Here is a 25680-nt window from a genome sequence, read left to right on the forward strand (position 1 = left end):
TCCCTCTTTTGTCCATATTTCTTAACTGTTTCATTCTATAAAATTAATATATAAATATCAAGACACTGTTTCATTTCTTTTCTGTGACATTTCTGTTAAATCCGACCCATATTTTACTAATTAAAATATTTAATGGACACTATATTATTTTACAAAATCAAAACGCTATTTTCGCTATATAAAAACTAGGATACCCAATGCATTGGTTATCCTAGTTTTTCTACTTTTTATTTGCAATGAAAGACCAATTTCAATGCTTTACGCTTTAATAATTTCAATGTCTTCCAATCCTTTTCTCGTTAAATTGATTCGGTTTTGATTATCAATTTCAACAACTTTTACCGTTACAGTATCTCCAACATTCATAATATCTTCTACTTTTTCTACGCGTTCCTTCGCCATCTTTGAAATGTGAAGCAAGCCCTCTTTTCCAGGTAGAATTTCAATGAATGCACCAAATGCCATCAAACGCATTACCTTTCCTACGTAGGTTTCTCCTACCTCTACTTCTTTTACAAGAAGCTCTATAGATTTTACACCTGCATTTGCTGATTCCATATCTGGTGCTGCAATGTAAACAAGACCTTCGTCATTAATATCAATTTTAACTCCGGTTTCTGAGATAATACGGTTGATAGTTTTTCCTCCCGGTCCAATGATAGTACGGATCTTATCCGGATGAACCTGCATAGAGATGATTCTAGGTGCATAAGGAGAAAGCTGTTCTCTCGGAACCGTAATTTCCTGCATCATTTGATCCATAATATACATTCTTCCGTCATGTGCCTGCTTTAATGCATCCTGTAAAATCTGTTTGGATAAACCGTGTACCTTAATATCCATTTGAATTGCAGTTACACCCTTTTCAGTACCTGCAACTTTAAAGTCCATATCTCCAAGGAAATCTTCCATCCCTTGAATGTCAGAAAGAATCGCAATTTTGCTGGAACCATCTTCTTCTACTCTTTCAATCAATCCCATTGCAATACCTGCTACCGGTCTCTTAATTGGAACTCCAGCATCCATCAATGCCAAACAGCTTCCGCATACCGATGCCTGAGAGGTACTTCCATTTGAAGATAATACTTCAGAAACAACACGAATTGCATATGGAAACTCTTCTACAGAAGGCAATACCGGAATCAAAGCTCTTTCTGCTAACGCACCATGTCCAATTTCACGTCTTCCCGGACTTCTCATCGGTCTTGCCTCACCTACACTGTAAGGAGGGAAATTATAATGATGCATATAACGCTTCTGTACTTCATCACCGATTCCATCAATCGTCTGAGCATCACCCATAGCTCCTAATGTTGCAACGGATAATACTTGTGTTTGTCCTCTCTTAAACAGACCAGTTCCATGTGTTCTAGGCAAAACGCCAGTCTCACACCAAATTGGTCTGATTTCTGCTGTTTTACGATTATCCGGACGTACGCCATCATCTAGAATAAGACTTCTTACCTGCTCTTTTGTAATATTATATAGAACAGCAGAAATATCTTTCGCATTTTCCGGATAAATTTCTGCAAAGTACTCTTTTGTTTCTGTTTCGACTGCATCCATATTGTCTAAACGTTCCTGTTTATCATAGGTCTGAATGGCAGTTCTCATTTTTTCTACTGCATACTCTCGTACAGCAGCATCAATATCTTCCGGAATTGTATATAAATTTAGTTCTCTTTTTGGCTTTCCGATTTCTGCTACAATATCTTCGATAAAAGCAACCAATTTCTTGATTTCTTCATGACCAAGCATAATCGCTTCCAAGATGATATCTTCCGGTACCTCATTTGCTCCGGCTTCTACCATCATAATAGCATCCTTTGTTCCGGATACAACTAAATGCAAATTACTTTCTTCTCTTTCTGCTTTCGTTGGATTTATAATGAAACGATCATCAATTCTTCCAATCATAACAGACGCTGTCGGTCCATCAAACGGAATATCTGAAATAGATAATGCTACGGATGAACCAATCATTGCTACAATTTCCGGCGCACAATCACAATCCACACTCATAACGGTTGCTACAACCTGAACATCATTATAAAAGCCCTTTGGGAATAAAGGACGAATTGGACGGTCAATCAAACGTGAATTCAATATCGCTTTTTCAGAAGGTCTTCCTTCTCTTTTAATAAAACCACCGGGGATTTTTCCAGCAGCATACATTCTTTCCTCATAGTCTACACTGAGTGGGAAAAAATCAATATCTTGTCTTGGTGCTGCAGAGCAAGTAGCGGTTACATTGACAACGGTATCTCCGTAACGCATCATAACCTGTCCGCTTGCCATTTCGCAAACCTTTCCGATTTCCATTTGCAGGAGTCGTCCACCCAATGCAGTTTTGAATGTTCTGTAGTCTTCAAATCTCATGTACTAAAACCTTTCCTTTCAATTAATCAGGTCCGGCTTGACAAGTTAACCTATTGTTTTCCTCTTTCAATAAGTTAAGTTCTCAAGCCTGACCCGCACCCGATTTGAAAAAAAAGGCGAGGTTGATCCCCGCCTTTCATTTCTAATTATTTTCTTAATCCAAGACGTGCAATCAGACTTCTATATCTTTCAACATCCTTGGATTTTAAGTAGCCAAGAAGATTTCTTCTCTGTCCTACCATTTTTAAAAGACCTCTTCTGGAATGGAAGTCTTTCTTGTGAATTTTTAAATGTTCATTCAAATCATTGATTCTAAAAGTAAGAACCGCAACCTGAACCTCAGGAGATCCAGTATCTCCTTCATGAGTTTTGTACTCATTAATAATTTCTGCTTTTTTTGCTTGTGAAATCATAATTATTCTCCTTTTCTTATTCACCTGCAACCGGGTATTACGTCGGAGAGTCGTATTACTCAGCTGTAGGTATCATTTTTACACTATATAATATCATGTTTTTCAAAGGTTTGTAAAGAATTATTTTCCTGCATTTTTCTCATGAAACTGCCGCGCGGTTAGGCAATCCTTTTGAATTTGGTCACTTAAACTCTTCACATCTTCAAATTTATGTTCATTTCTTAATTTTTTCAAAAATTCTACGCGTATTTCTTTTCCGTATATTTCTTTATTAAAATCAAATAAATGTGTTTCAATATTTCTCTTTTCAACGCCTATCGTTGGTTTTAAACCTACATTCGTAATGCTGTGATAACACACACCATTATAGGTACAATTCGTAATGTATACACCATTTGCCGGCGTTACCATGGATTCATCAATGGTGATATTTGAGGTTGGAAATCCCATAGTTCTTCCTATTCGATTACCAACTACCACTGTTCCACCCACACTATAGTATCTGCCCATATAAGTCATGCATGTTTCAACATCCCCTACAGCAATTAAATTTCGAATCAAAGTGCTGCTTACTACATTATCATTGATTTTATATGGTTCAAGAACATGGATACCATAATCATATTTTAAACCCTGCTGCATTAGTATTTCCGGATTACCCGCTGCTTTATACCCAAAACGATGATTAAATCCACAATAAGCTTCTTTCATTTTAAATGTATTCACAAGTAATTCTTCAATAAATTCATTTGGACTCATACATTGAATGCGTTCATCAAAGTCAATGGAAAATAAATAATTCACACCTAACGCTTTCAGAATTTGAACTTTATCTTCAAAATATAAAATATTTTTGATTAAAGGGCTTCCTGAAAGTACATTTTTAGGATGATTCGTAAAAGTAAAAACCGCACTTTTCAATCCGGCAATCTTTGCACTTTTTACTGTGCGTCGTATCAGTTCTTGATGACCTTTGTGGATTCCGTCAAAATTACCTAAAGCAATCACCGTAGGCTGTATATTTTTAATGTCTTCTAATTTTGTAAATACTTTCATTTGTAAAACACCTTATCTGCAACGTATCTTTTGGTTATTGGCTGGTAAAATACTACCCCTAAAAATGTTTGACCCGAATAAACCTTATAAGCCAGATTATAGTTTTCTCGGATCTTTAAATGCTTCATTCGAAGCTTTACGCTTTCCAAATCATGCTTTTGAAATGGATTTTCCATGATTTGTACATCTTTTGCAATCAAGTAACCACCGTTTAAGAACCATTTTTCTCTTCCAGGAGATAATAAAAGACTCCCAAAATAATTTAAAGAAAAATCAGTTGGTAGTCGATAGTTATCTGCCTCATCTTCCTTTAATTCACCATCTTTTGAATCATTTTTCCAGTTTTGCAATTCCTCTATTGTAACAGCATTCTCTAAAGTAAAAGCACCGCTTTCCATTCTTAATAAAAAGCTCATTGCTGCACCACATCCAAGAGCCTCACCCAAATCCTGACAAATTGTTCTTATGTAAGTACCCTTAGAGCAAACTACTTCAATCATTACTCTACCGCTATTTTTACTATACGAAAGCAGCTTTATATCGGATATTACCACAGGGCGACTCTTAATCTCTACGGATTCTCCTGCTCTCGCATACTCATAGAGACGTTTCCCCTCTACACGAATCGCAGAATACTTCGGTGGTGTTTGCTGAATGCATCCTTGAAATTTATTCAACTCAAATTGAATTTGTTCTATTGTAACGGAAGCTGCTTTTTCCCAGTTTGATGCAATCACATTGCCCCAAATATCTTGCGTATCGGTTTCAATACCAAGCTGCATTTCACATCGATACCGCTTCTCATCCAAATCGAGATACTCATTGATTCTTGCAGCACTACCAATACACAAAGGTAAAACACCGACTGCAAAAGGATCTAATGTCCCTGTATGTCCAATTCTTTTAATCCCGGTTAAACGGCGAAGCACGGATACGCCATCATGGGAAGTCATACCAGCAGGTTTTAATAAATTGATGATTCCGTCTTTTATCATATAGAGCTTCCCTTCATTAATTCTTCTTCAATGGCTCCTATAATCATCTTTTTTGCATTGTCTAAAGAATCATGAATGGTACAGCCAGCTGCCTTAATATGCCCTCCGCCATGAAACTTCTGAGCAATATTTGCAACATTTCCATAGCTTTTCGCTCTCAGACTGACTTTAATAATTTCTTTTTCTTTTTCTTTTAAAAGTGCTGCAATTTCAATTCCTTCAATGCTTTTCAAAGTATCTATAATACCTTCCGTCTCTTCCATTGAAGTATGATTTACTTCTAGCATTTTTTGAGTTACACTAACCAATCCAGCACTTCCATCGCAAAAAAGCTGCATATCCTTTAAAGCATCCGCAGATAGCTTTACTCTTTCTCTTCGAACATTCTCATAAATTTCTACACATACTTTTGTATGATCCAAACCAGTATCATACAAATCTGCAACAATCAAATGTGTACGCTTTGTTGTATTTGAATATCGGAAATTTCCCGTATCGGTAGTAATTGCAGCATAAAGAGCATTTGCTATTTCTGCATTAAAATCACAATTCATAACCTTGAGCAGATCATAAATAATTTCTCCAGTAGCTGCGGCACTTGAGTCAATGTAATTAAAATCTGCAAAAACACCCGTTGTCATATGATGATCCAAGCAAATTGTAACATTTCCTTTAAAGTACCAGTCCTTTCGCTTCTCAAAACGCCCTACATCACTGCAATCAATTGCAATAGCTATATCAGCAGAATCAAAAGGTGGTTCCCCTTCCAAACAAAAATCACATGTTAGGAAAGAAAGAAATGCTGGCACTTCATCTTCCAATAAAACATAGACTTCTTTGCCTAGATTTCTTAAAGCTAAGCAAAGTGCCACTGCAGATCCATAAGCATCTCCATCAATCTGCATATGGGGAAACAGTAAAATACGATTCGCTGAAAGCAACTGTGATCCAATCTCTTTTAGTGTATTATTTTCCATAATTTCACCTATTCCAAATCTTCCGAACGATTCTCTTCCTGTTCTTCCATATTTTCATCGTCATGCTTAATGGCTAATTTCCCAATGATTTTTTCCATATAAAGTCCATATTCCATGGATGTATCAAATTTAAATATTAATTCCGGTATGTGTCGAAGTTTTACTTGACGACCGATTTCACTTCTAATTCGTCCTTTTGATTTACGAAATGCAAGCAATACATCTTCTTTCTCTTCTTCCGACAGCTCCTTATTGGGACCAAAATTCATTGCTGTAATATAAAGAGTGGCGTAACTGCCGTCGGAAGTAACATCAACAGCAGATACACTCACCATCCCTTTAAATCTGGGGTCTTTTAGTTCTTTCAACAGCATACCACTTACGATTCTGCGAATCTCTTCTCCGAGCCTTCCGGCTCGATAACCTTTCCCCATAACAACCTCTTACTTTCTTTCAATTTCCTCCATCTTGAAGGCTTCTATAATATCGCCCTCTTTAATATCATTGTAATTTTCAATACCGATACCACATTCATAGCCCGTAGCAACTTCTTTTGCATCGTCTTTAAATCGTTTCAACGAAGAAATTTTACCTTCATGAATAACAATTCCATCACGGACCAATCGAACTTCTGCATTTCTTTGTACTTTTCCTTCTAATACATAAGCTCCCGCAATAATACCAATCCCAGGGACTTTAAAAGTCTCTCTAACTTCTATTTTACCCAAAACTACTTCTTTAAATACTGGATCAAGCATACCCTTCATTGCCGATTCAATATCATCAATCACCTCGTAAATGATACGATAAGTTCGAATTTCAACACCTTCACGGTCTGCAATCATACTTACCGCAGTGCTAGGTCTTACATTAAATCCAATAATAATAGCATTGGAAGTATTTGCAAGCATAATATCTGATTCTGTAACCGTACCTACACCGGAGTGAATGATACGTACCTTTACATTCTCATTCTTTAATTTTTCTAAAGATGTAGTCAATGCACCTACAGAACCTTGTACGTCCGCCTTGATAATTAAGTTTAGTTCCTTAACTTCACCTTCTTCAATCTGGCTAAATAATTGTTCTAAAGTTACGCTGGAATTGCGAGCCATAACTTCTTCACGCATCTTACTTTTTCTGTTTTCTGCAATTTCTCTTGCTAGCTTATCCTGACGAACCGCATTAAATTCATCCCCAGCTTCAGGAACTTCTGTCAAACCAAGAATTTCTACTGCGGTTGCAGGACCTGCCTTAGCAATTGAGTCTCCTTTAAAGTTAGTCATTGCACGAATTCTACCACTGCAAGTCCCTGCAACAACAGACATTCCTGCTTTTAACGTACCATTCAATACCAATAAAGTCGCAACCGGACCTTTTGCCTTATCTAACCGAGCTTCAATAACAGTACCCATAGCCAAACGGTTTGGATTTGCTTTTAATTCCAAAACTTCCGCTTGAAGTAATACCATTTCCAGTAGATTTACAATTCCTTCTCCGGATTTTGCGGAAACTGGAACGCAAATGACGTCACCACCCCAATCTTCTACTAAAATACCATGCTCTGTTAAGTCTTGCTTTACTCGTTCTGGGTTAGCTCCAGGTTTATCCATTTTATTGATAGCTACAATAATTGGAACACCAGCTGCCTTTGCATGGCTTATAGATTCTATAGTCTGAGGTTTTACACTATCATCTGCTGCAACAACAAGAATTGCAATGTCAGTCGAATTTGCACCACGTGCACGCATCGCAGTAAACGCTTCGTGACCAGGTGTATCTAAGAAAACAATTTTATGTCCATTTAATACAACTTCTGAAGCACCAATATGTTGTGTGATACCACCAGCTTCTCTATCTGTGACACTGGTCTTTCGAATTGCATCCAATAAAGAAGTTTTTCCATGGTCAACATGGCCCATTACTGTAATAATCGGAGGTCTTGATTTTAAGTCTTCCGGTTTATCTTCAAATAGCTCTAATCCTTCTTCTACAGTTTCTTCATCCACTTTTCCAACTACAATATTAACGCCCAATTCTTCTCCTAAAAGAACGGCAGTATCCTCATCGATATTTTGATTGATATTCGCCATAATACCAAGCTTCATCAATGCCATAATGATTTGTGATGTTGTTTTTTCTATTTGTTCTGCTAAGCCCTTTACAGTAATTGGAACTGTAATAATCTTAGTACCAACTGGTAATTCTTCTACTTCAACGTTGTTTTCTTCTACCTGATTTGCTACCTTTTCCGCTTTGTTTTTCTTATGCTTTTTAGGTACAGCCTTTGTTAAATCCAATGGCTTTGAATTCTTATAATGTGAACCTTTGCTTGAATCTTTTTTATAATCATTTTTAAAATCATTTTGTTTTTTGCTTCTAGATGGCTTTGTTACTAAAACATCATTTGCTGGTTCGGGTTTATTAGAACGCTCCTTTGATGCATTCGTTCGTTCTTTTGGAGGACGATTGCTTCGATTGGAAGGATTATTTCTCTCTCCGCGATTATTTCTATCTGAACTTCTATCTGAATTTTTTTCTGAACGATTGTTTCTTGCAGAACCTGCGTCAGCATTCGTTTTATCATTTTTCACATTTCTATTATTGCTGCCATGATTTGGACGGTTTTGCGTGTTTCTTTGTCCATCCCGATCCCGATACGAGTTATTCCGTTTCGAGTCATATGGTTTCTTTTCAGTCTGTTGTTGTGCGGCCTTCTCAGCTTGTGCTTTTTGACGAGCCTCTCGCGCAGCTCTTTCTTCCGCTTCCTTTGCAAGGATTTGTTCATTGGTTTTAATAATCTTAAACTTTTGTGGTTCCGGTCTTCCCATAATTTGAGCAGCTGTTACCGGTACATCTTCTTTCGCTGATGTTTTTACATCATTTCTTATTTCTTTTTTTGCTTCCACTTTTTCTTCCATCTTTTCTTCTACAGCCATCGTTTGCGGTACAGTATTTTTAGGCATAGGTTTTCCTTGTAGCATTGTTTTTCCATTCGGCGCAATGACAGTCTTGGCCATGCTCCTATCTTGTGTAGCTTTGCTCGTTGACGCAGTGGTATCCTCCTTCACCGATGCTTTTTTCGTTGTCGATTTTTCTGCCATTTTATTATTTAGCTTCGATGTTGGTTTTATAGTCACCTTTACCTCTCCTTCTTCCTGCGATGCTTTCGTATTTCTTTCTACTGTTGTTTCTGATTTTTTCTTCCCATGTGTTATCGTATTCTTTATTGCCGTTGCGTCTATATCTTCTACGACGCTCATATGAGTTTTTACTTCTATACCCATGGACTTGATTCTATCTAACATTTCTTTGTTTGTCAGATTCAATTCCTTTGCCAGTTCGTATACTCTCTTTGACATAGAATACACCTCCTTCTTTTTTTTCAATCCATTTTGTTATCCAATTCCTTTCCAATAATTTGGGCAAAATGGCTATCTGTGATACCAAATATCCCTTTGTCTATTTCTCCGGTCAATTTTGAAAGTTGTTCCTTTGTTCCATAAATCTTCATAGGAATTTTTTCTGCTTTCGTCAATTCCATAAATTTTTTTTTGGTGTTGTCTGAAACATCTTCGGTAATTAATAACAGCTTCAACTTATTTTTTTGAGCTGCATAGATACAGGTATTATATCCTGTAATTAAGTTTCTTGATTTTTTTGCAAACCCCAAGTAAGTATCAATCTTTTGTTTCATAAATAGTAAGCTCCTCAAAAACACGATTTAATTCTTCTTCACTTACATTGATCCCTAAGTTTCTTCCAATCGCTTTTTTCTTACGTGCTAAAGCAAAGCAATCATGATTGGGGCACAAATAAACACCACGTCCATTTGCTTTTCCTGTGCTATCTATATGCAGAGAACTATCATCTTCTGCAACAATACGTATCAATTCACGTTTTGGCTTTGATACCATACAGCCAACGCATCTTCTCATTGGTATTTTTTTCGCTTTCATATGCACACACCTTCTTTATTCTTCTTGTGTCATATCTTCATCAACTGATTCGTCTAAAATAACAATGCCATCATCTTCTAGTTCATCAATACTATCTTCCATATCATCGTTATCAAATAGAACATCCTCTGTTTGCATGAACTGAGAATGACTTTTAATATCAATCTTCCATCCGCAAAGCTTTGCCGCCAGACGAACATTCTGTCCTTCTTTTCCAATAGCTAGCGATAACTGATAATCTGGAACTACAACCGTTGCTGATTTCTCATCTTCATTAATCATGACTCGTTCAACTTTTGCCGGACTTAATGCACTGCTAATCAGCTTTTCGGGATTTTCGCTCCAATTAATGATATCAATCTTTTCTCCGAATAGTTCATCAACAACGGATTGAACTCGAGTCCCTCTTGCACCGACACAAGCGCCAACCGGATCCACATTTTCATCGTTCGCAAATACTGCCATCTTTGTTCTGGAACCAGCTTCTCTTGAAATACTTTTAATTTCAACAATCCCTTCCTGAATTTCCGGAACTTCCAATTCAAACATTCTTTTTACTAATCCTGGGTGTGATCTTGAAAGATATACTTGAGGTCCTTTTGTCGTCTTTTTCACGTCCATAATAAATGCCTTAATGCGATGATTAACCTCGTAATGTTCTCCCTTCACCTGCTCTGTAAAGGCTAAGATACCTTCTGTTTTTCCCATATTAATAAAGACTGTGTCATTGCTGATTCTCTGTATAACACCATTTACGATTTCACTCTGTCGATTGATGTAATCGTCATAAATCATTCCACGTTCTGCTTCACGAATACGCTGTACAACTACCTGCTTTGCTGTCTGTGCTGCAATTCGGCCAAAATCTTTTGGAGTCACTTGATACTCAATTACATCACCAACTTCATAGTTCGGGTCAATTTCTTGCGCTTCATGTACATCAACCTCAACAAAAGGATCGTAAACTTCTTCTACAACATCCTTTCTCATAAAAACATCAATATCACCGGTTTCACGGTTTATATTCACACGGACATTTTGAGAGGTGCCATAATTTTTTTTATAAGCGGATACCAGTGCAGATTCGATTGCATCAATTAACAAATCCTTTGAAATCTGCTTTTCCTTCTCTAATTCTTCAACCGCAAGAATAAATTCCTTATTCATTTTTAATCTATTCCTCCTTAAAAAACAACTGCAAGTTTTGTTTTTGCTATTTTATCTAACGGTAATTCTATTTCATTATCAAGCTCATCTGACAAAATAAGTTTATCATCCAGCAGTGCAACCAGTTTTGCAGTAATAAGTTTTTTACCATCGACCGCCTCATATAAACTTACATCCACCAAAGAATTTTTGAAACGTTCATAATCCTTTTCTTTTAAAAGTGGACGATCCATCCCCGGCGAAGAAACTTCTAAATAATAATTTTGCTCAATTGGATCTAATTCATCCAAGCGTTCACTTAAAAAACGGCTTACAATCTCACAATCATCCGTTCCAATATTTTCATATTGACCATTGATACACTTTTCAATGAACACACGCAAAAACCAATCTCTTCCTTCTTTTAAAAATTCTACGTTAAAAAGTTCGTAATTATTTTTATCAAGAAAAGGTTGCAGTTCAGAAGCAATCAGCTCCGTGATTTTCTTTTTTGCCATTCTTACATTCCTTTCTTAAACTAATTTTCCCCAAGCAAAAGTGAAAGAGTGGGATTGCCCACTCTTTTGCTTTTACATATCAAGTACGTTTGTTCCCTAATAGGATACCACACTTTCCTTAAAATAGCAAGGAAAATACACAAATTGCCTTAAAATAAACTCATTTGATCCGATTCCGGCATTCCTTTTAATACCCCATGATTTTTCAGTGCTGCGATTGCAGTACGATTCAGTTTTGCTCTTGTACGTATTTCTTCAATTGAAAAATATGGCTGTGTCTCCCATTCTTCTACCAAACGCTTCGCTGCACTTTCACCCACACCGTTTAACGCTAAGAAAGGAATCAATACTTTGCCGTCGACTACATCAAACTTTAAGGCATTTGATTTTCCAAGTTCTGCAGGTAAAAACTCATAGCCTCTTGCATACATTTCGTAAGCTACTTCCAATACAGTAACCTCATCTACCTCTTTCTTTGTTGCTTCCTTTCCTTTATCTTCTATTTCCTGAATCCGATCCTGCACAGCCTGTATTCCGTTTAAAATAACTTCTGCATTAAATTCACTGATTTTCATCGTAAAAAAGACAGCATAGAACGCAGCAGGAAAATACACTTTGTAGTAAGCAATTCGATAAGACATCATTACATATGCCACTGCATGGGCTCTTGGAAACATGTACTTAATTCTGCGGCATGACTCAATGTACCACTCAGGTACATCGTTTGCTTCCATAATTTCAACTTGATCCGGTGTTAATCCTTTACCTTTTCGAACACATTCCATGATTTTAAAGGAAGCTTTTTTCGGAACCCCTTTTAAAATCAGGTAATTCATAATATCGTCACGAGTGGAAATGGCTTCGCTCATAGAAGCTTCTCCATTCTTGATAAATTCCTGTGCATTATTAATCCATACATCGGTTCCGTGAGAGAAACCTGAAATACGAACCAAATCCGCAAAACGTTTTGGGTGTGTATCATCTAGCATCTGACGTACAAATTTCGTCCCAAACTCTGGAATACCATAACTTCCATGCACATATTTGTAATCTTTTATCTTTATATCAAGTCCTTCAATTCCATTAAAAATCCCCATTGTTTTTGGATCATCCAAAGGTACATCTAAAGGATCCTCTCCTGTAATATCTTGCAATTGGCGTATCATGGATGGAACATCGTGACCGAGTATATCTAATTTTAACAAGTTTTCATCAATCGAGTGGTAATCAAAATGTGTTGTAATAATGTCGGTAGTCATATCATTTGCTGGATGCTGCACTGGGCAAAATTCATATATTTGATGTCCACGCGGTACAATGATGATACCTCCCGGATGCTGCCCGGTTGTTCTACGTACACCCGTGCATCCGGTAGCCAATCGTTCAATTTCCCACTTGTTCGCAACTTGTCCTCGTTCTTCAAAATATTTCAATACAAATCCAAACGCCGTTTTCATCGCCACGGTACCAATCGTTCCCGCACGAAATACATTTTCCTTTCCGAAAATTTCTTCAACAAATTTATGAGCAACTGGTTGATACTCTCCAGCAAAATTCAAGTCAATATCTGGTTCCTTATCTCCCTCAAAACCCAAAAATGTTTCAAATGGAATGGAAAATCCATCTTTTTTATAAGGTCGTCCACATTTCGGACAATTTTTATCAGGCATATCAACACCACAATCGTAGCTTCCATCTTCGATAAACTCTACATTTTTACATTCAGGATTTTGACAAATATAATGTGGCACCAAAGGGTTTACTTCAGTAATTCCTGCCATTGTTGCAGCAAAAGAGGATCCTACGGAACCTCTGGATCCTACCAAATAACCATCTTTTAAAGATTTTTGTACCAACATTTCCGCTGATACATACATAACGGCATACCCGTTTCCGATAATAGAATCCAATTCCTTTTCCAATCGACTTGAAACCAGTTCTGGCAAAGGCGTTCCATAAATTCCTTCTGCTGTTTCCATACAACGACTTCGTAAACGTTCTTCTGCACCATCAATTTTGGGTGGAAACTTTCCTTCTGGAACTGGAATCACGGGTTCTACCATATCAGCAATTTGATTTGGTGCATCGATAACAACTTCTTTTGCCAGTTCTTCTCCCAAATACTGAAACTCTGCTAACATTTCATCTGTCGTTCTAAGATATAATCCATCACCATCTTCGATATCTTTATATCCTTGTCCAGCCATTAAGATTTTTCGATAAATGGAATCTTCCTGATCTTTATAATGCGCATCGCATGTAGCAACAATCGGTTTTCCATATTTTTTCCCTATGGCAATGATTTTTCGATTAATTTCTTTTAGCTCTTCCTCATCTACCACTTTTCCTTTTTCAATAAGAAAATGATTGTTGCACAAAGGTTGAATTTCTAAATAATCGTATAAATCTACAATCTCTTTTATTTCCTGATCTGAACGCTTATTTAATACAGCTTGGTATACTTGACCTGCCTCGCAAGCAGATCCTATAATAATTCCCTCTCTATATTGCATCAAAACAGATTTAGGTATACGTGGCCTCTTATAAAAAAAGTTCAAATGGGATTGCGAAACTAATTCATATATATTTTTTAAACCAACTTGATTTTTTGCAAGCAGAATAATATGATTGGTTCCTTTTGTTTTATAATCAATCTCTTTTGTACCATTTACTTTTTCAATATCATTGAGATTGGTATATCCTGCTTCCTCCATCATTTCAAAGAGTTTTATCATAATCCCTGCCGCCGCTTTTGCATCATCTACCGCTCTATGATGATTCTCCAAAACGACTCCTAACGCGTTGGCAACCAAATTTAATTTATGACGTTTTAACTCTTTTAGCAAAGTTCTTGCCATATAAAGTGTATCCACTTTAGGATTTAAAAGTTCTCTGCCTCTCTTCGCACAAGCAACTCGAACAAAGGAAACATCAAAATCAGCATTGTGTGCAACCAAAGGTAATTCTCCAATAAACTCCATAAAAGGTTCAAAGACCGCATCCAATGTCGGCGCATCTTTTAGCATATCGTCTGTAATTCCTGTCAATTCTGTTATTTTTTCAGGGAGCTTAGTAATCGAAGGTTTGACAAAAGTCAAAAATTCATCAATGATGACTTTATTTTTTACTTTTACGGCACCAATTTCAATAATCTCATTTCTCGTTGGAGATAAGCCTGTTGTTTCCAAGTCAAATACTACATATTCATCCGAAGTATCATATCCTGCTGGCATTGCACTAGTGTTTCCCGAATCATCAAGCAAATATCCCTCTAATCCGAAAATCAACTTTAAATCCAATTTATTTTTCTTAACAGCCTTTGCTGCATCAGGGAACGCCTGCACTACACCATGGTCAGTAAGAGCCAAAGCTTTATGTCCCCATGCTCCTACCGTCTTTACCAAATCTCCAATTTCTATTAAACCGTCCATGGCGCTTGTTTTCGTATGTACATGAAGTTCAACACGCTTTTCTTCTGATTGATCTTTTCGCTTTTCTTTATGAATTTTTTCCATATCACGACCCATCATAACAATGGTGTTTTCATAGGTATCAAATTCTACATTTCCTCGAACGCGTATCTGTGTGCCCACTTTTATATGTTCATCAATTTCATCCCATTTTTGTTCATTGCAAAATATTTTTACACAAATGGAACTTGTCATATCAGTCACTAATAGCGTCACAAGCTGTCTCCCGCTTTTTAAGGCTCTTGCTTCTTTACGGAAAACGCCACCTTCTATAATGACCAAACCTGAATCTTTATGTAAAGATTTCACTGAAACGGACTCTCCTTCAATGTCTTCTCCCATAATACGATTTCCCTCTACTGGTGTGTATTTTTGACGAATTATTCTTGTACCTTTATTTAACCAAGGTTTGGAATCTCCGGGTCCGTTTGCTACATTTCCTCCAGCAATACCTCCGGTAAGTGTTGCATTCGCTTCCGCTTCTTTGATTGCATTATGTATTGTCTCTAGCTCTTCGGCATCCAGTTTTGCTTTTTCCTGCTCTTTTTGTATATAACTATCTTGATGATTCATAAATTGAAGCTCAAGCTCCAATCTAAAATCTCTAATTAGTATTTGTTCAAATAGTCGAGCTGTTTTTTGATTTAACTCAAAAACAGCTGCTTCACCTAATGCTTTGATTTGAAGCAAAGAATCTTTTAATGTATATTGATCTATGAAAATAGTCCGAGTTAAGTGTGCATAATCACCATTAATTTCGTCAATCATGTGGGGAAGTGCCAACTTAATGATTTCCTCTGTACTTAAGATAACTTCTTCATAAAAAAAATGAAATGCCACATCCGAAAGTTGCGGAAATTCTTTTTGCAACACTAACTTCAACTTCTGTACATCATCAAAAGGTATAATAAAATTTAATTTAATTTCTATGTTTAATTGGTTTGTATCTCGCTTTATGTATGCATTGCCTATTGAAAAAGTGTACTCCTGCTTTGCATGTTTTCCAATTTTTGACCAGCTGATGTAGCGTTCCATCAATGTTTTCATGTTCTATGTTCCTCTAATTTATTTTTTTTAAAAAAGCAGACGTTTTCGTCTGCTTTTTATATACTCATTTTTGTTTCTTTTATCTTATTCTACATTAGTGTCCTTAACTAGTTCCGTAATAGAAGTTGCAAGACCTGCAATTCCTTGAATGTTGGAAGGAATAATAATTTTAGTTGCTTTTCCATCTGCAGCAGCAGCAAACGAGTCGAGACTCTTAAGTGCTATAATTTTATCAGTTGGAGCAGATTCATTTAGCATTCGAATACCATCAGCGGTTGCTTTTTGTACCATTAATATAGCCTGAGATTCTCCTTCGGCTGCCTTAATTGCAGACTGCTTTTGTGCTTCTGCTTCTAAAATACGGGCTTCTTTCTTTCCTTCTGCAATCAAGACCGCTGATTTCTTTTCTCCTTCAGCTCTTAAAATTGCTTCACGGCGTTCACGTTCCGCACGCATTTGCTTTTCCATGGCATTTTGAATGTCTCTCGGTGGAATAATATTTTTTACTTCAACACGATTAATCTTAATACCCCAAGGATCCGTTGCTTCATCAAGTACCAAACGAATTTTAGTATTAATTAATTCTCTGCTGGTTAACGTTCCGTCCAGTTCCAATTCACCAATAATATTTCGAAGCGTCGTTGCTGTCAGATTCTCAATTGCCGCCATAGGATTTTCTACACCATAAGCATAGAGCTTTGGATCCGTAATTTGAAAATAGATTACTGTATCGATTTCCATTGTTACATTATCTTTCGTAATAACGGGCTGTGGCGGAAAGTCAATAACATGTTCTTTTAAGGAAACTTTTTTAGAAATTTTATCAATAAGCGGAATTTTAATATGCAGTCCCACCTGCCATGTATCACTATAAGCTCCTAAACGTTCTATAACATACGCTCTTGCTTGTGGTACAATTCGTATATTCGTTACAATTAATAAAATAGCAATAATTATCAATGCAATGATTGCAATGCCTGTAAAAATACCATCCATTTTTTTCTCCTCTTTCTTTTATTCTTCAATAACAATCAGTTTTACACCTTGTATCTTGGCAACAGTTACTTCCGTCCCAGCTTCAATGCTTACATCATTTGTCATTCCAACTGCTGTCCACACTTGCCCATCCATTTTTACTTGACCGGCTTGATATGGAGCAATACTGGTTAATACAATACCCTTTTTTCCAATCAGGGCATCTACATTGGTTTTTTCTTGTCCAATTCTTAATTTCTTCTCAGCCAAAGGCTTCGTAAAATAAAGCAAAACAACCGAAATTACCAAAAAAACAATGACCTGCATCAGCATAGGTGCATGTAACATAGAAGCCACTGCTGCACAAACTGCACCGGCACTGAACCAAATGGTAGTGAGCCCCATGGTCAATGCTTCTATTACAGCAAAAATAACTGCAATAAAAACCCATATAAGTGCGCTATGCATTATTACTCCAAATAATTCCATATTCCTCTCCTCCCTTTGCTATTTTACACCAAAAAATCCTTCAATACCAAGCTTTTGTTTGATCAATGCAAACAACTCCTCGGAAATCCGTTCTTCCGGTATGGTTTTAATGATTTCACCCTTTTGAATTAACACACCCTTTCCTTTGCCGCACGCAACACCAAAATCCGCCTCTCTTGCTTCGCCGGGACCATTAACCTCACATCCCATCACAGCAACGGTAATTCCTTGAATGTTTTGTTTTTCCATTTGTCTTTCAATCGAAACAATCTGCTTTTCTATCTCTTTTGTGATTTTTACAAGATCAACTCGAGTTCTTCCACAAGTTGGACAAGAAATAAGATTAATCGAATTTTTTCTAAGATTCAATGCTTTTAATATATCTTTCGCAAAGATAATCTCTTCCACCGGATCACCGGTTAAAGAGACACGCATAGTATCACCTATACCATCTAATAGCAACGCTCCGATTCCAATTGCAGATTTCACTTTTCCGCTTTGTGCAGTACCTGCTTCCGTAATTCCAATATGTAGGGGAAGCATTGTCCTTTCTGCAACTAAGCGATGTGCTTCCTGATTCAACCTGACGTCCGAAGATTTGATGGATAAAACTAATTCATCAAATCCCATATTCTGAACAAAATCAATGGTATTTAATGCACTTTCAGCCAAAGCCTGCGGTGTAACCCCTCCATATTTTTTTAAAATATTTTTTTCTAAAGAGCCGGAATTCACCCCAATTCGAATGGGAATATTTCTTTCTTTTGCAGCGTCAAGTATCTTTTTAATCTTCTCATTATCTCCAATATTTCCAGGATTAATACGAACCTTATCGGCTCCATTTGCAATTGCAGAAAGTGCAAGACGATAATCAAAATGAATGTCTGCAACTAAAGGAAGTCTTACCTTTGATTTTATCTTAGCAAATGCCTCTGCCGCTTCTTGATCCGGAATCGCGCATCTCACAATTTGACAACCTGCATCCTGCAATCTTTCAATTTGATTTACAGTTGCAGAAACATCCCGTGTATCTGTATTTGTCATAGATTGAATCGAAACGGCAGATCCGCCTCCAATTGGTACATTGCCACACATAACTTGTTTCGAACGTCTTCTCATTATATTTTCTCCATATTCATTCAGCTATATTATTTCTTTAATGCAAAATAAATCGATCCACATCCTGAATGACAATATAAAACATTAATGCAAACAAAACCAGCATTCCTGCATAATGAATCTTTGCTTCCAATTCATCACTTACCGCTTTTCCGGTTACAAAACGAATCACCAGAAAAAGAAGTCTTCCTCCATCCAATGCTGGGAATGGAAGCATATTAACAATCGCTAAATTCAAACTAATCAAAGCGGTTAAATTAACAATATATAATAGTCCTAACTTTGCCTGGTCATTGATAATGGAAACAATTCCTACTGGACCTACTAAATCATTCACAGAGCCTCTCCCAGTAAACAACTGCCCCAAATAATCAACCATTTGTTTTGCAATGGAACTTGTAGTGGAAATTCCTGTTTTAATTGCCATTCCCGGTGATTTTTTTATAAGCGATGTCACACCGATCATTCGACGTCCACTTTCATTTTCTAATACACCACTTACTAAATTTACTTTTTCTCCTTGGCGCTCTACCGTCAAAGTAAGGGAATCTCCTTCGCTTTCCGAAATAAGAGAAATGATATCATTCCATCCTTTTACTTCCTTCTGATTAATTCCAATAATGGTGTCTCCTTCCATTATCCCGGCCTGCTCCGCTGGAGAACCTTTCGAAACGTCTGCTATGGTATTCGTTTGCATACCCATAATGCCTGCCATTAAAGCAATGATAACAACTGTTGTTAAAAGATTCATAAACGAACCAGCTATGAGAACCAGTGCTTTTGCCCAAAATGGCTTATTATGAAACGCATTCACATCGTCAGATTCTTCATCTTCGCCTTCCATTCTGACAAAACCTCCAATTGGCAGCGCACGAAGAGAGTACTCTGTATCCCCTTTCTTTTTCTGCAAAAGAAGAGGTCCCATTCCTAATGAAAATTCGTTTACTTTTACACCAACTGCTTTGGCACACAAAAAATGCCCAAGCTCATGAACAAAAATAAGAAAGCAAAAGATTAATACTGCATAAAGAATTGTAGTCCACCCCATAAAAATCCCCCTATCTATTATTTCTTAATTAAAATTTCGGCTCTTGTTTCTGCATCAATCTGCAAAATATCATCCAATGTTAGATCATAAATCGGTTTATGTCTCTGCATTATCACTTCGAGTCGATTTTGAATATCAATAAATTTAATTTTTTTATCTAAAAATTCTTGCACCAACACCTCATTTGCTGCATTTAAAACCACAGGTAAACTTCCGCCAGCGTTTAATGCATCGTATGCAAGCCTTAAACAAGAAAACGTCTTACAATCAGCCTCTTCAAAGGTTAAAGTACCCAGTTTAAAGAAATCTACACTCTCAAATAAATTTTTTATACGTTTTGGATAACCAAATGCATAGCTGATTGGTCCTCTCATGTCCGGCATTCCCAGCTGTGCTAAAATCGAACGATCTTCAAATTCTACCATAGAATGAATCACACTTTGTGGATGCACGACTACTTGAATTTTTTCTGCTGGTACATTAAAAAGCCAATGAGCCTCAATCACTTCTAACCCTTTATTCATCAAACTAGCAGAATCAATTGTAATTTTGCTTCCCATTACCCATCTTGGATGGTTTAATGCCTGGTCTAAAGTAACTTTTTCTAACTCTTTTTTGGTATAACCGCGAAACGGGCCACCGGAAGCCGTCAGTAGAATACGATGAATAGGATTATTTCCATTTCCCTGCAAGCATTGAAAAATAGCGCTGTGTTCGCTATCTACCGGAAGAAGCTTTACTCCATATTTTTTCACAGCATCCATAATAATACCACCACCTGCTACTAAAGTTTCTTTATTTGCAAGAGCGACATCTTTACCAGCGCAAATCGCTTCATAAGTTGGTTTTAATCCCATCATTCCCATAAGAGAATTTAAAACCAAATCACAATTTGTTTTTGAAGCTGCTGTAATAATTCCCTGCAAACCATATGAAAATTCAATTCGAGGAAATTTTTTTTTTAATGCCATGGCATCTTCTTCGCTAGCAGTTACTGCAAACGATGGAGAATATTTTTTTAATTGTTTACAAAACAAATTTATATTTTTGCCACAAGTTAAACTTTCAACCTGAAACATCTCCGGATTTTTTTCTATGACATCTAACGCTTGTGTTCCAATGGATCCGGTTGAACCTAATATACTAATTTTTTTCATTTTTCCACCATTTTTGTTCATCTATTTTAAAACCAAGATTATATAATAATATACCATTGGAGCGGTAAATAGTACGCTATCAAAGCGATCCATGATGCCACCATGTCCAGGTATCAAATTCCCATAATCTTTTATTCCCATCTTTCTTTTAAAAATAGAAGCTGTCAAATCCCCAAATTGAGAAACAACACCACCCAGGGCTCCTATCACCATGCAATGCACCATAAACTGTGGCAAAATGAAATAACCGAATAATCCACAAAGTATAATGCTGCCTAGCGTACCTCCAATTGCACCTTCAATGGTTTTTTTCGGACTGATTTTAGGACAAAGCTTATGCTTTCCAAATAAATATCCTGAAAAATATGCCATAATATCCGTACCAAATGCAGTTAGAAATACCAGCCATATAAATTTTAATTGTATTGATGCAATTAGTTGAACGTGAAAGGAAAAATAAATAACATAAAATATTCCTGTAATGGTAACCAATGCATCTTCAAGCTTACGTTTTTCAATCTGAAATAAAGTAAGCAAAGAAAGTAAAATGACACCAAAAAACCAAAACATCATCCAATCCGTTTGCTTAAACGCATCAAACGATTGCAACAAATGAATGGCATACAATGATACAATTGCAATCAATGCTACCCAATGGTTTGCATGAATATCCAGGGTTTCAAAACCTTTATAAAATTCTCGAACTCCAAAGAAACCAACTAAAAAACAAGCAATCATTAACGGGTATCCGCCATAATAAAGCACGAGCAATAACGGAAGCATTGCCAGTGAAGAAAGAAATCTCGTTTTCATTAAACTCCTCCATAACGTCTTTTTCGATGCTGAAACGAAATAATTGCATCCTCTAAGTCTTTTGGTGTAAAATCAGGCCAAAGTACATCTGTATATACGAATTCACTGTAAGCAGATTGCCATAATAAATAGTTGCTCAGTCTCATTTCACCACTGGTTCGAATGACCAAATCCGGATCAGGCATCCCTTTTGTATATAATTTTGATTCAAAATTTTCCTTTGTAAACTCTGCTTCCGTAACCTTCCCCTCAGAAAAGTCCTTAGCAAGTAAATATGCAGCTCTTAAAATTTCTCTTCTGCCTCCGTAATTCAAGGCTATATTAAATTGAAGTCCTTCATTATTCTTTGTGGTCTCCAACGATTTTTCCAGCTTATTTAGTGCTTCCTTTGGGAGTTCTTTGTAATCTCCCAATATATTAACCTTTACATTATTATTATGAAGTTCTGCTAACTCCTTTTCAATATATAGAATTAACAGCTTAAAAATGCCCTTTACTTCTTCTTGCGGTCGTTTCCAATTTTCCGTAGAAAAAGCATAGACTGTTAAATGCTTAACTCCCAAAACCGAGGATGCCTTTACAATTTCCTTTAAAGCAATCATTCCCGCATTATGACCTGCTACTCTAGGCAAATTTCTTTTTCTTGCCCATCTTCCATTTCCATCCATAACAATTGCAATATGATTTGGTATATTATGCTTGTCCAACGTCTTTGGTATATCCATAATTAGCCTCATTTCCTTTTAAACATCAAAAGCAGGTCGGGCATTCGCCCGACCTTATTTCCGAAAAACATCAGGAACTTTACATACAATTAAATGACAAATTCCATCTTTATTTTTCTGGTTTATCACTCTTTGAATTCCTTCAAGAGCTTCTTTTTTTCTAGGTGCCGTTTCACTTACTTGGTAAGGAATATCCTTCTTTTTTAATAATTCAAGAGCTTCTTCCAGCACCATCCCAAGTAAATCCGGATAATCTATCAATACACGGTTCTCCTATACTTCCATTAACTCTTTTTCTTTATCAGCAACCATGTTATCTATGTCTTTCATGCATTTATCTGTTTGTTTTTGAATTTGATCCAATTGTTTTTTTGCATCATCTTCTGTTAAATCACCAGCTTTTTCTTCTTTTTTAATATGGTCATTCGCATCTCTTCGACTATTTCGAACTGCAATTTTTGCATCTTCACCAATCTTTTTAATTTGCTTTGCCAGTTCTTTTCTTCTTTCCTCCGTAAGTGGCGGAATAACCAAACGAATGACTTTTCCATCATTGGAAGGATTGATTCCTAAGTTAGCCATATTAATAGCTTTTTCAATATCCGAAACCACTTTTGGATCAAATGGAGTTATCATAAGGGTTCTTGGATCAGGCACTCCAATATTAGCAAGATTTTTTAGAGGTGTTGCCACACCATAATACTCAACTGTCACTTTGTCAAGTAATGCAGCATTTGCTCTACCTGCACGCACTGTGTTTAATTCTGCTTTTAAAACCCCCAGCGTTTTACTCATTTTGTCCGCTAAGTTTTCTTGGGTCGTACTCATAATAAATCCTCCTAAATGTATTATTTTATTATCGTTCCTATTTTTTCGCCGTATACGGCTTTTAAGACATTATTTTTTTCTGACAATCCAAATACATGAATTGGAATGTGATTGTCCATACAAAGCGAAGCTGCTGTAGAATCCATAACTCCTAGTCCCTTGTCCAACAGATCTTTATGAGTCAGCATATCAAAACGCTTTGCATCTGGATTTGTTTCTGGATCAGAATCATATACTGCATCTACTTTTTTCGCAAGCAAGATGATATCTGCTTCAATTTCTGCCGCACGAAGAGCCGCGGTGGTATCGGTTGAGAAAAATGGATTTCCGGTTCCTGCAGCGAATATAACAACGATATTCTTCGCTAGATGAGACATAGCTCTTCTTCGAATATACGGTTCAGCAATTTCACGCATTTCAATCGCTGTTTGTACTCTGGTAGGAATCCCCTGTGCTTCAAATGCATCCTGTAAAGCTAAGGAATTGATGACTGTAGCAAGCATTCCCATATAATCAGCTGTTGCTCGATCCATACTTTTGCTTGTTCTTCCACGCCAGAAATTTCCACCTCCAACAACAACTGCTACTTGTACACCGATTTCCAAAAGCCCTTTTACTTCTTTTGCTACGGAAATTAACATTTCATCATCTAATCCCGTTTTTTTATCTCCCGCAAGGGCTTCTCCACTAATTTTAAGTAATACTCTTTTATACTTTGGCTCCATTCTCATGTCCTTTCAATATTGTTTATTAACTCACTTAATTTCAACAAAAGGACACTATTGTCTATAGTGTCCCTTTATTATATCATATGCAATTATATTTTTCCATACTGGTCTTGTCAAAAAGTTTTTACTTCATAAACAATTCGATATCTGATTCAACATCTCCAATACCAGCAATGCCAAATTTCTCTACCAGTACCTTCGCAACATTTGGAGAAAGGAATCCAGGAAGTGTCGGTCCTAAATGAATATTTTTCACACCCAAGTACAGCAATGCAAGTAAAACGATCACAGCCTTTTGTTCATACCATGCAATATTATAAGCAATTGGAAGATCATTTACATTATCCAATCCAAATACCTCTTTGAGCTTCAATGCAATGACAGCCAAAGAATAAGAATCGTTGCATTGTCCTGCATCAAGCACTCTTGGAATCCCTCCAATATCTCCCAGATCCAATTTATTGTAACGATATTTCGCACAACCTGCAGTTAAAATCACAGTATCCTTTGGAAGCTTCTGCGCAAATTCCGTATAATATTCTCTTGATTTCATTCTACCATCGCAGCCTGCCATAACAAAGAATTTTTTGATTGCACCGGATTTTACCGCATCCACAACCTTATCTGCGAGTGCAATCACTTGATTGTGAGCAAAACCTCCGACAATACTTCCGGTTTCAATTTCATCCGGAGCAGGTAATGTTTTTGCAAGCTCAACAATCTTAGAGAAATCTTTCTTTCCGTTTTCATCTGCTGTAATATGTTTGCAACCAGGAAAACCAGCTGCACCGGTTGTAAAGATTCGACTTTGAACTTCTTTGCTTCTCGGTGGCACAATACAATTTGTTGTAAACAAAATCGGGCCATGGAAAGATTCGAATTCTTCAACTTGTTTCCACCAAGCATTTCCATAATTTCCAACAAAATGATTGTATTTTTTAAAATATGGATAATAGTGAGCCGGCAGCATTTCACCATGTGTATAAACATCCACACCAGTATCCTTAGTTTGTTCCAAAAGCTGTTCCAAATCCGTTAAATCATGGCCGGAGATTAAAATAGCAGGATTATTTTTTACCCCAATATCTACTGTTGTAATTTCAGGATGTCCGTATTTTGACGTATTTGCTTCATCCAACAACGCCATAACTTTTACGCCATATTCTCCAGTTTTTAAAGTAAGTGCAACCAATTCATCTGCCGTTAATGTGTCATCTAAAGTAGCAGCCATTGCATCATAGATAAATGTATAAATGTCCAGTTCTTCTTTTCCTAAATTTTTAGCATGTTCTGCATAAGCAGCCATTCCTTTTATACCGTAAATGATCATTTCACGAAGAGAACGAACATCTTCATCTTCTGTCGATAATACACCGACTGAAGCTGCTTTCTCAAACATGGAAGTTCTTGTATCGGCTTCAAAGGTCGCAGCATCATGCAAATTGTCTGTTTTTGCAACGTTTTTTAATTCGTTTCGAAGAGAAATCATCTTTTTAATTTGCTGCTCGATAGCAGCATCGTCAAAATTCGCATTTGTAATAGTCATAAACAAGCTATTCAACACTTCATGATTGACATCATTTATCGTTTCTGTATTTAAATTACCCTTTACAACTATTTGAGAAACTCCTTTTACCGTATAGATTAACAAATCCTGAAGTTTTGCAACCTCTTCGTTTTTTCCACATACTCCACGAATTTCACATCCAGTTCCCTTTGCGGTTTCCTGACATTGAAAACAAAACATACTCATAAATTTTACCTCCTAGATTTCACCTTAGTTTTAATAAGTTTAACGTATCTTATCTGATAAAAGTGTCCGATAAAAAATATGGCGT

23 protein-coding genes are annotated in these 25680 nt (G+C 36.7%); all 23 read right to left on the reverse strand.

The window, feature by feature from the left end; all coding sequences use genetic code 11:
- Positions 1-258: 258 nt before the first annotated feature.
- The 23 genes from I2490_RS00425 to hcp all read right to left on the reverse strand — a co-directional run bounded on the left by I2490_RS00425 (position 259) and on the right by hcp (position 25595).
- Entirely contained in the window at positions 259-2379 is a 2121-nt protein-coding gene (locus I2490_RS00425; RefSeq protein ID WP_206457816.1) for a polyribonucleotide nucleotidyltransferase, read from the reverse strand.
- A 146-nt stretch (positions 2380-2525) separates the two neighbouring features.
- Positions 2526-2792 (reverse strand): 30S ribosomal protein S15, encoded by a 267-nt coding sequence (gene rpsO, locus I2490_RS00430; protein ID WP_209010558.1) that lies wholly within the window; start codon positions 2790-2792, stop codon positions 2526-2528.
- A gap of 120 nt (positions 2793-2912) precedes the next feature.
- Positions 2913-3848 carry a bifunctional riboflavin kinase/FAD synthetase gene (locus tag I2490_RS00435; RefSeq protein WP_206457817.1) on the reverse strand — a complete coding sequence of 312 codons (936 nt, stop codon included), beginning with the start codon at positions 3846-3848 and terminating at the stop codon, positions 2913-2915.
- Complete coding sequence (gene truB / locus I2490_RS00440; protein ID WP_206457818.1) at positions 3845-4843, reverse strand: tRNA pseudouridine(55) synthase TruB; 999 nt, start codon at positions 4841-4843, stop codon at positions 3845-3847. Before truB ends, I2490_RS00435 begins: the two co-directional genes overlap by 4 nt.
- On the reverse strand, positions 4840-5820 hold the full coding sequence (locus tag I2490_RS00445; RefSeq protein WP_206457819.1) for a DHH family phosphoesterase: 981 nt from the start codon (positions 5818-5820) through the stop codon (positions 4840-4842). The genes truB and I2490_RS00445 overlap by 4 nt, the downstream gene beginning before the upstream one ends.
- Before the next feature lie 8 nt (positions 5821-5828).
- Positions 5829-6254, reverse strand: a complete 426-nt coding sequence (gene rbfA / locus I2490_RS00450) for a 30S ribosome-binding factor RbfA (protein WP_206457820.1) — start codon at positions 6252-6254, stop codon at positions 5829-5831.
- A gap of 9 nt (positions 6255-6263) precedes the next feature.
- On the reverse strand, positions 6264-9182 hold the full coding sequence (gene infB / locus I2490_RS00455) for a translation initiation factor IF-2 (RefSeq protein ID WP_206457821.1): 2919 nt from the start codon (positions 9180-9182) through the stop codon (positions 6264-6266).
- Positions 9183-9205: 23 nt separating this feature from the next.
- Positions 9206-9517, reverse strand: coding sequence for a L7Ae/L30e/S12e/Gadd45 family ribosomal protein (locus I2490_RS00460; protein ID WP_206457822.1), 312 nt, complete (start codon positions 9515-9517; stop codon positions 9206-9208).
- Positions 9501-9779: an RNase P modulator RnpM gene (rnpM, locus tag I2490_RS00465; RefSeq protein WP_206457823.1), complete on the reverse strand. Its 279-nt coding sequence runs from the start codon at positions 9777-9779 to the stop codon at positions 9501-9503. Before rnpM ends, I2490_RS00460 begins: the two co-directional genes overlap by 17 nt.
- 15 nt (positions 9780-9794) lie before the next feature.
- Entirely contained in the window at positions 9795-10946 is a 1152-nt protein-coding gene (gene nusA / locus I2490_RS00470) for a transcription termination factor NusA (RefSeq protein ID WP_206457824.1), read from the reverse strand.
- A gap of 17 nt (positions 10947-10963) precedes the next feature.
- Complete coding sequence (gene rimP / locus I2490_RS00475; RefSeq protein WP_206457825.1) at positions 10964-11443, reverse strand: ribosome maturation factor RimP; 480 nt, start codon at positions 11441-11443, stop codon at positions 10964-10966.
- A gap of 149 nt (positions 11444-11592) precedes the next feature.
- Positions 11593-15960, reverse strand: a complete 4368-nt coding sequence (locus I2490_RS00480) for a PolC-type DNA polymerase III (protein WP_206457826.1) — start codon at positions 15958-15960, stop codon at positions 11593-11595.
- Between the two features lie 84 nt (positions 15961-16044).
- Positions 16045-16956, reverse strand: a complete 912-nt coding sequence (locus tag I2490_RS00485) for an SPFH domain-containing protein (RefSeq protein WP_206457827.1) — start codon at positions 16954-16956, stop codon at positions 16045-16047.
- 18 nt (positions 16957-16974) lie between these two features.
- Complete coding sequence (locus I2490_RS00490; RefSeq protein WP_245157035.1) at positions 16975-17424, reverse strand: NfeD family protein; 450 nt, start codon at positions 17422-17424, stop codon at positions 16975-16977.
- An 18-nt stretch (positions 17425-17442) separates the two neighbouring features.
- Positions 17443-18543 (reverse strand): flavodoxin-dependent (E)-4-hydroxy-3-methylbut-2-enyl-diphosphate synthase, encoded by a 1101-nt coding sequence (ispG, locus tag I2490_RS00495; RefSeq protein ID WP_209010559.1) that lies wholly within the window; start codon positions 18541-18543, stop codon positions 17443-17445.
- Between the two features lie 37 nt (positions 18544-18580).
- On the reverse strand, positions 18581-19591 hold the full coding sequence (gene rseP / locus I2490_RS00500) for an RIP metalloprotease RseP (protein ID WP_206457828.1): 1011 nt from the start codon (positions 19589-19591) through the stop codon (positions 18581-18583).
- Between the two features lie 17 nt (positions 19592-19608).
- Positions 19609-20748 (reverse strand): 1-deoxy-D-xylulose-5-phosphate reductoisomerase, encoded by a 1140-nt coding sequence (locus tag I2490_RS00505; protein WP_206457829.1) that lies wholly within the window; start codon positions 20746-20748, stop codon positions 19609-19611.
- A 21-nt stretch (positions 20749-20769) separates the two neighbouring features.
- Positions 20770-21561 (reverse strand): phosphatidate cytidylyltransferase, encoded by a 792-nt coding sequence (locus I2490_RS00510; protein ID WP_206457830.1) that lies wholly within the window; start codon positions 21559-21561, stop codon positions 20770-20772.
- Positions 21561-22286 carry an isoprenyl transferase gene (locus I2490_RS00515; protein WP_245157036.1) on the reverse strand — a complete coding sequence of 242 codons (726 nt, stop codon included), beginning with the start codon at positions 22284-22286 and terminating at the stop codon, positions 21561-21563. The genes I2490_RS00510 and I2490_RS00515 overlap by 1 nt, the downstream gene beginning before the upstream one ends.
- A gap of 54 nt (positions 22287-22340) precedes the next feature.
- Entirely contained in the window at positions 22341-22547 is a 207-nt protein-coding gene (locus I2490_RS00520) for a hypothetical protein (RefSeq protein WP_206457832.1), read from the reverse strand.
- A gap of 12 nt (positions 22548-22559) precedes the next feature.
- Positions 22560-23114, reverse strand: a complete 555-nt coding sequence (gene frr, locus I2490_RS00525; protein ID WP_206457833.1) for a ribosome recycling factor — start codon at positions 23112-23114, stop codon at positions 22560-22562.
- A 20-nt stretch (positions 23115-23134) separates the two neighbouring features.
- On the reverse strand, positions 23135-23845 hold the full coding sequence (gene pyrH / locus I2490_RS00530; RefSeq protein WP_334300389.1) for a UMP kinase: 711 nt from the start codon (positions 23843-23845) through the stop codon (positions 23135-23137).
- Between the two features lie 121 nt (positions 23846-23966).
- Complete coding sequence (gene hcp, locus I2490_RS00535) at positions 23967-25595, reverse strand: hydroxylamine reductase (RefSeq protein WP_206457835.1); 1629 nt, start codon at positions 25593-25595, stop codon at positions 23967-23969.
- Between the last annotated feature and the right edge of the window lie 85 nt (positions 25596-25680).

It is taken from the genome of Anaerovorax sp. IOR16 (assembly GCF_017168145.1).
In the GTDB taxonomy this organism is placed as follows: Bacteria; Bacillota; Clostridia; order Peptostreptococcales; family Anaerovoracaceae; genus IOR16.

Bases quoted from the DNA above. Each gene is read 5' to 3' on its own strand.
- I2490_RS00425 (WP_206457816.1), bottom strand. From the start codon at position 2,379: ATGAGATTTGAAGACTACAGAACATTCAAAACTGCATTGGGTGGACGA.
- rpsO (WP_209010558.1), bottom strand. From the start codon at position 2,792: ATGATTTCACAAGCAAAAAAAGCAGAAATTATTAATGAGTACAAAACT.
- I2490_RS00435 (WP_206457817.1), bottom strand. From the start codon at position 3,848: ATGAAAGTATTTACAAAATTAGAAGACATTAAAAATATACAGCCTACG.
- truB (WP_206457818.1), bottom strand. From the start codon at position 4,843: ATGATAAAAGACGGAATCATCAATTTATTAAAACCTGCTGGTATGACT.
- I2490_RS00445 (WP_206457819.1), bottom strand. From the start codon at position 5,820: ATGGAAAATAATACACTAAAAGAGATTGGATCACAGTTGCTTTCAGCG.
- rbfA (WP_206457820.1), bottom strand. From the start codon at position 6,254: ATGGGGAAAGGTTATCGAGCCGGAAGGCTCGGAGAAGAGATTCGCAGA.
- infB (WP_206457821.1), bottom strand. From the start codon at position 9,182: ATGTCAAAGAGAGTATACGAACTGGCAAAGGAATTGAATCTGACAAAC.
- I2490_RS00460 (WP_206457822.1), bottom strand. From the start codon at position 9,517: ATGAAACAAAAGATTGATACTTACTTGGGGTTTGCAAAAAAATCAAGA.
- rnpM (WP_206457823.1), bottom strand. From the start codon at position 9,779: ATGAAAGCGAAAAAAATACCAATGAGAAGATGCGTTGGCTGTATGGTA.
- nusA (WP_206457824.1), bottom strand. From the start codon at position 10,946: ATGAATAAGGAATTTATTCTTGCGGTTGAAGAATTAGAGAAGGAAAAG.
- rimP (WP_206457825.1), bottom strand. From the start codon at position 11,443: ATGGCAAAAAAGAAAATCACGGAGCTGATTGCTTCTGAACTGCAACCT.
- I2490_RS00480 (WP_206457826.1), bottom strand. From the start codon at position 15,960: ATGAAAACATTGATGGAACGCTACATCAGCTGGTCAAAAATTGGAAAA.
- I2490_RS00485 (WP_206457827.1), bottom strand. From the start codon at position 16,956: ATGGATGGTATTTTTACAGGCATTGCAATCATTGCATTGATAATTATT.
- I2490_RS00490 (WP_245157035.1), bottom strand. From the start codon at position 17,424: ATGGAATTATTTGGAGTAATAATGCATAGCGCACTTATATGGGTTTTT.
- ispG (WP_209010559.1), bottom strand. From the start codon at position 18,543: ATGAGAAGACGTTCGAAACAAGTTATGTGTGGCAATGTACCAATTGGA.
- rseP (WP_206457828.1), bottom strand. From the start codon at position 19,591: ATGGGGTGGACTACAATTCTTTATGCAGTATTAATCTTTTGCTTTCTT.
- I2490_RS00505 (WP_206457829.1), bottom strand. From the start codon at position 20,748: ATGAAAAAAATTAGTATATTAGGTTCAACCGGATCCATTGGAACACAA.
- I2490_RS00510 (WP_206457830.1), bottom strand. From the start codon at position 21,561: ATGAAAACGAGATTTCTTTCTTCACTGGCAATGCTTCCGTTATTGCTC.
- I2490_RS00515 (WP_245157036.1), bottom strand. From the start codon at position 22,286: ATGGATATACCAAAGACGTTGGACAAGCATAATATACCAAATCATATT.
- frr (WP_206457833.1), bottom strand. From the start codon at position 23,114: ATGAGTACGACCCAAGAAAACTTAGCGGACAAAATGAGTAAAACGCTG.
- pyrH (WP_334300389.1), bottom strand. From the start codon at position 23,845: ATGAGAATGGAGCCAAAGTATAAAAGAGTATTACTTAAAATTAGTGGA.
- hcp (WP_206457835.1), bottom strand. From the start codon at position 25,595: ATGAGTATGTTTTGTTTTCAATGTCAGGAAACCGCAAAGGGAACTGGA.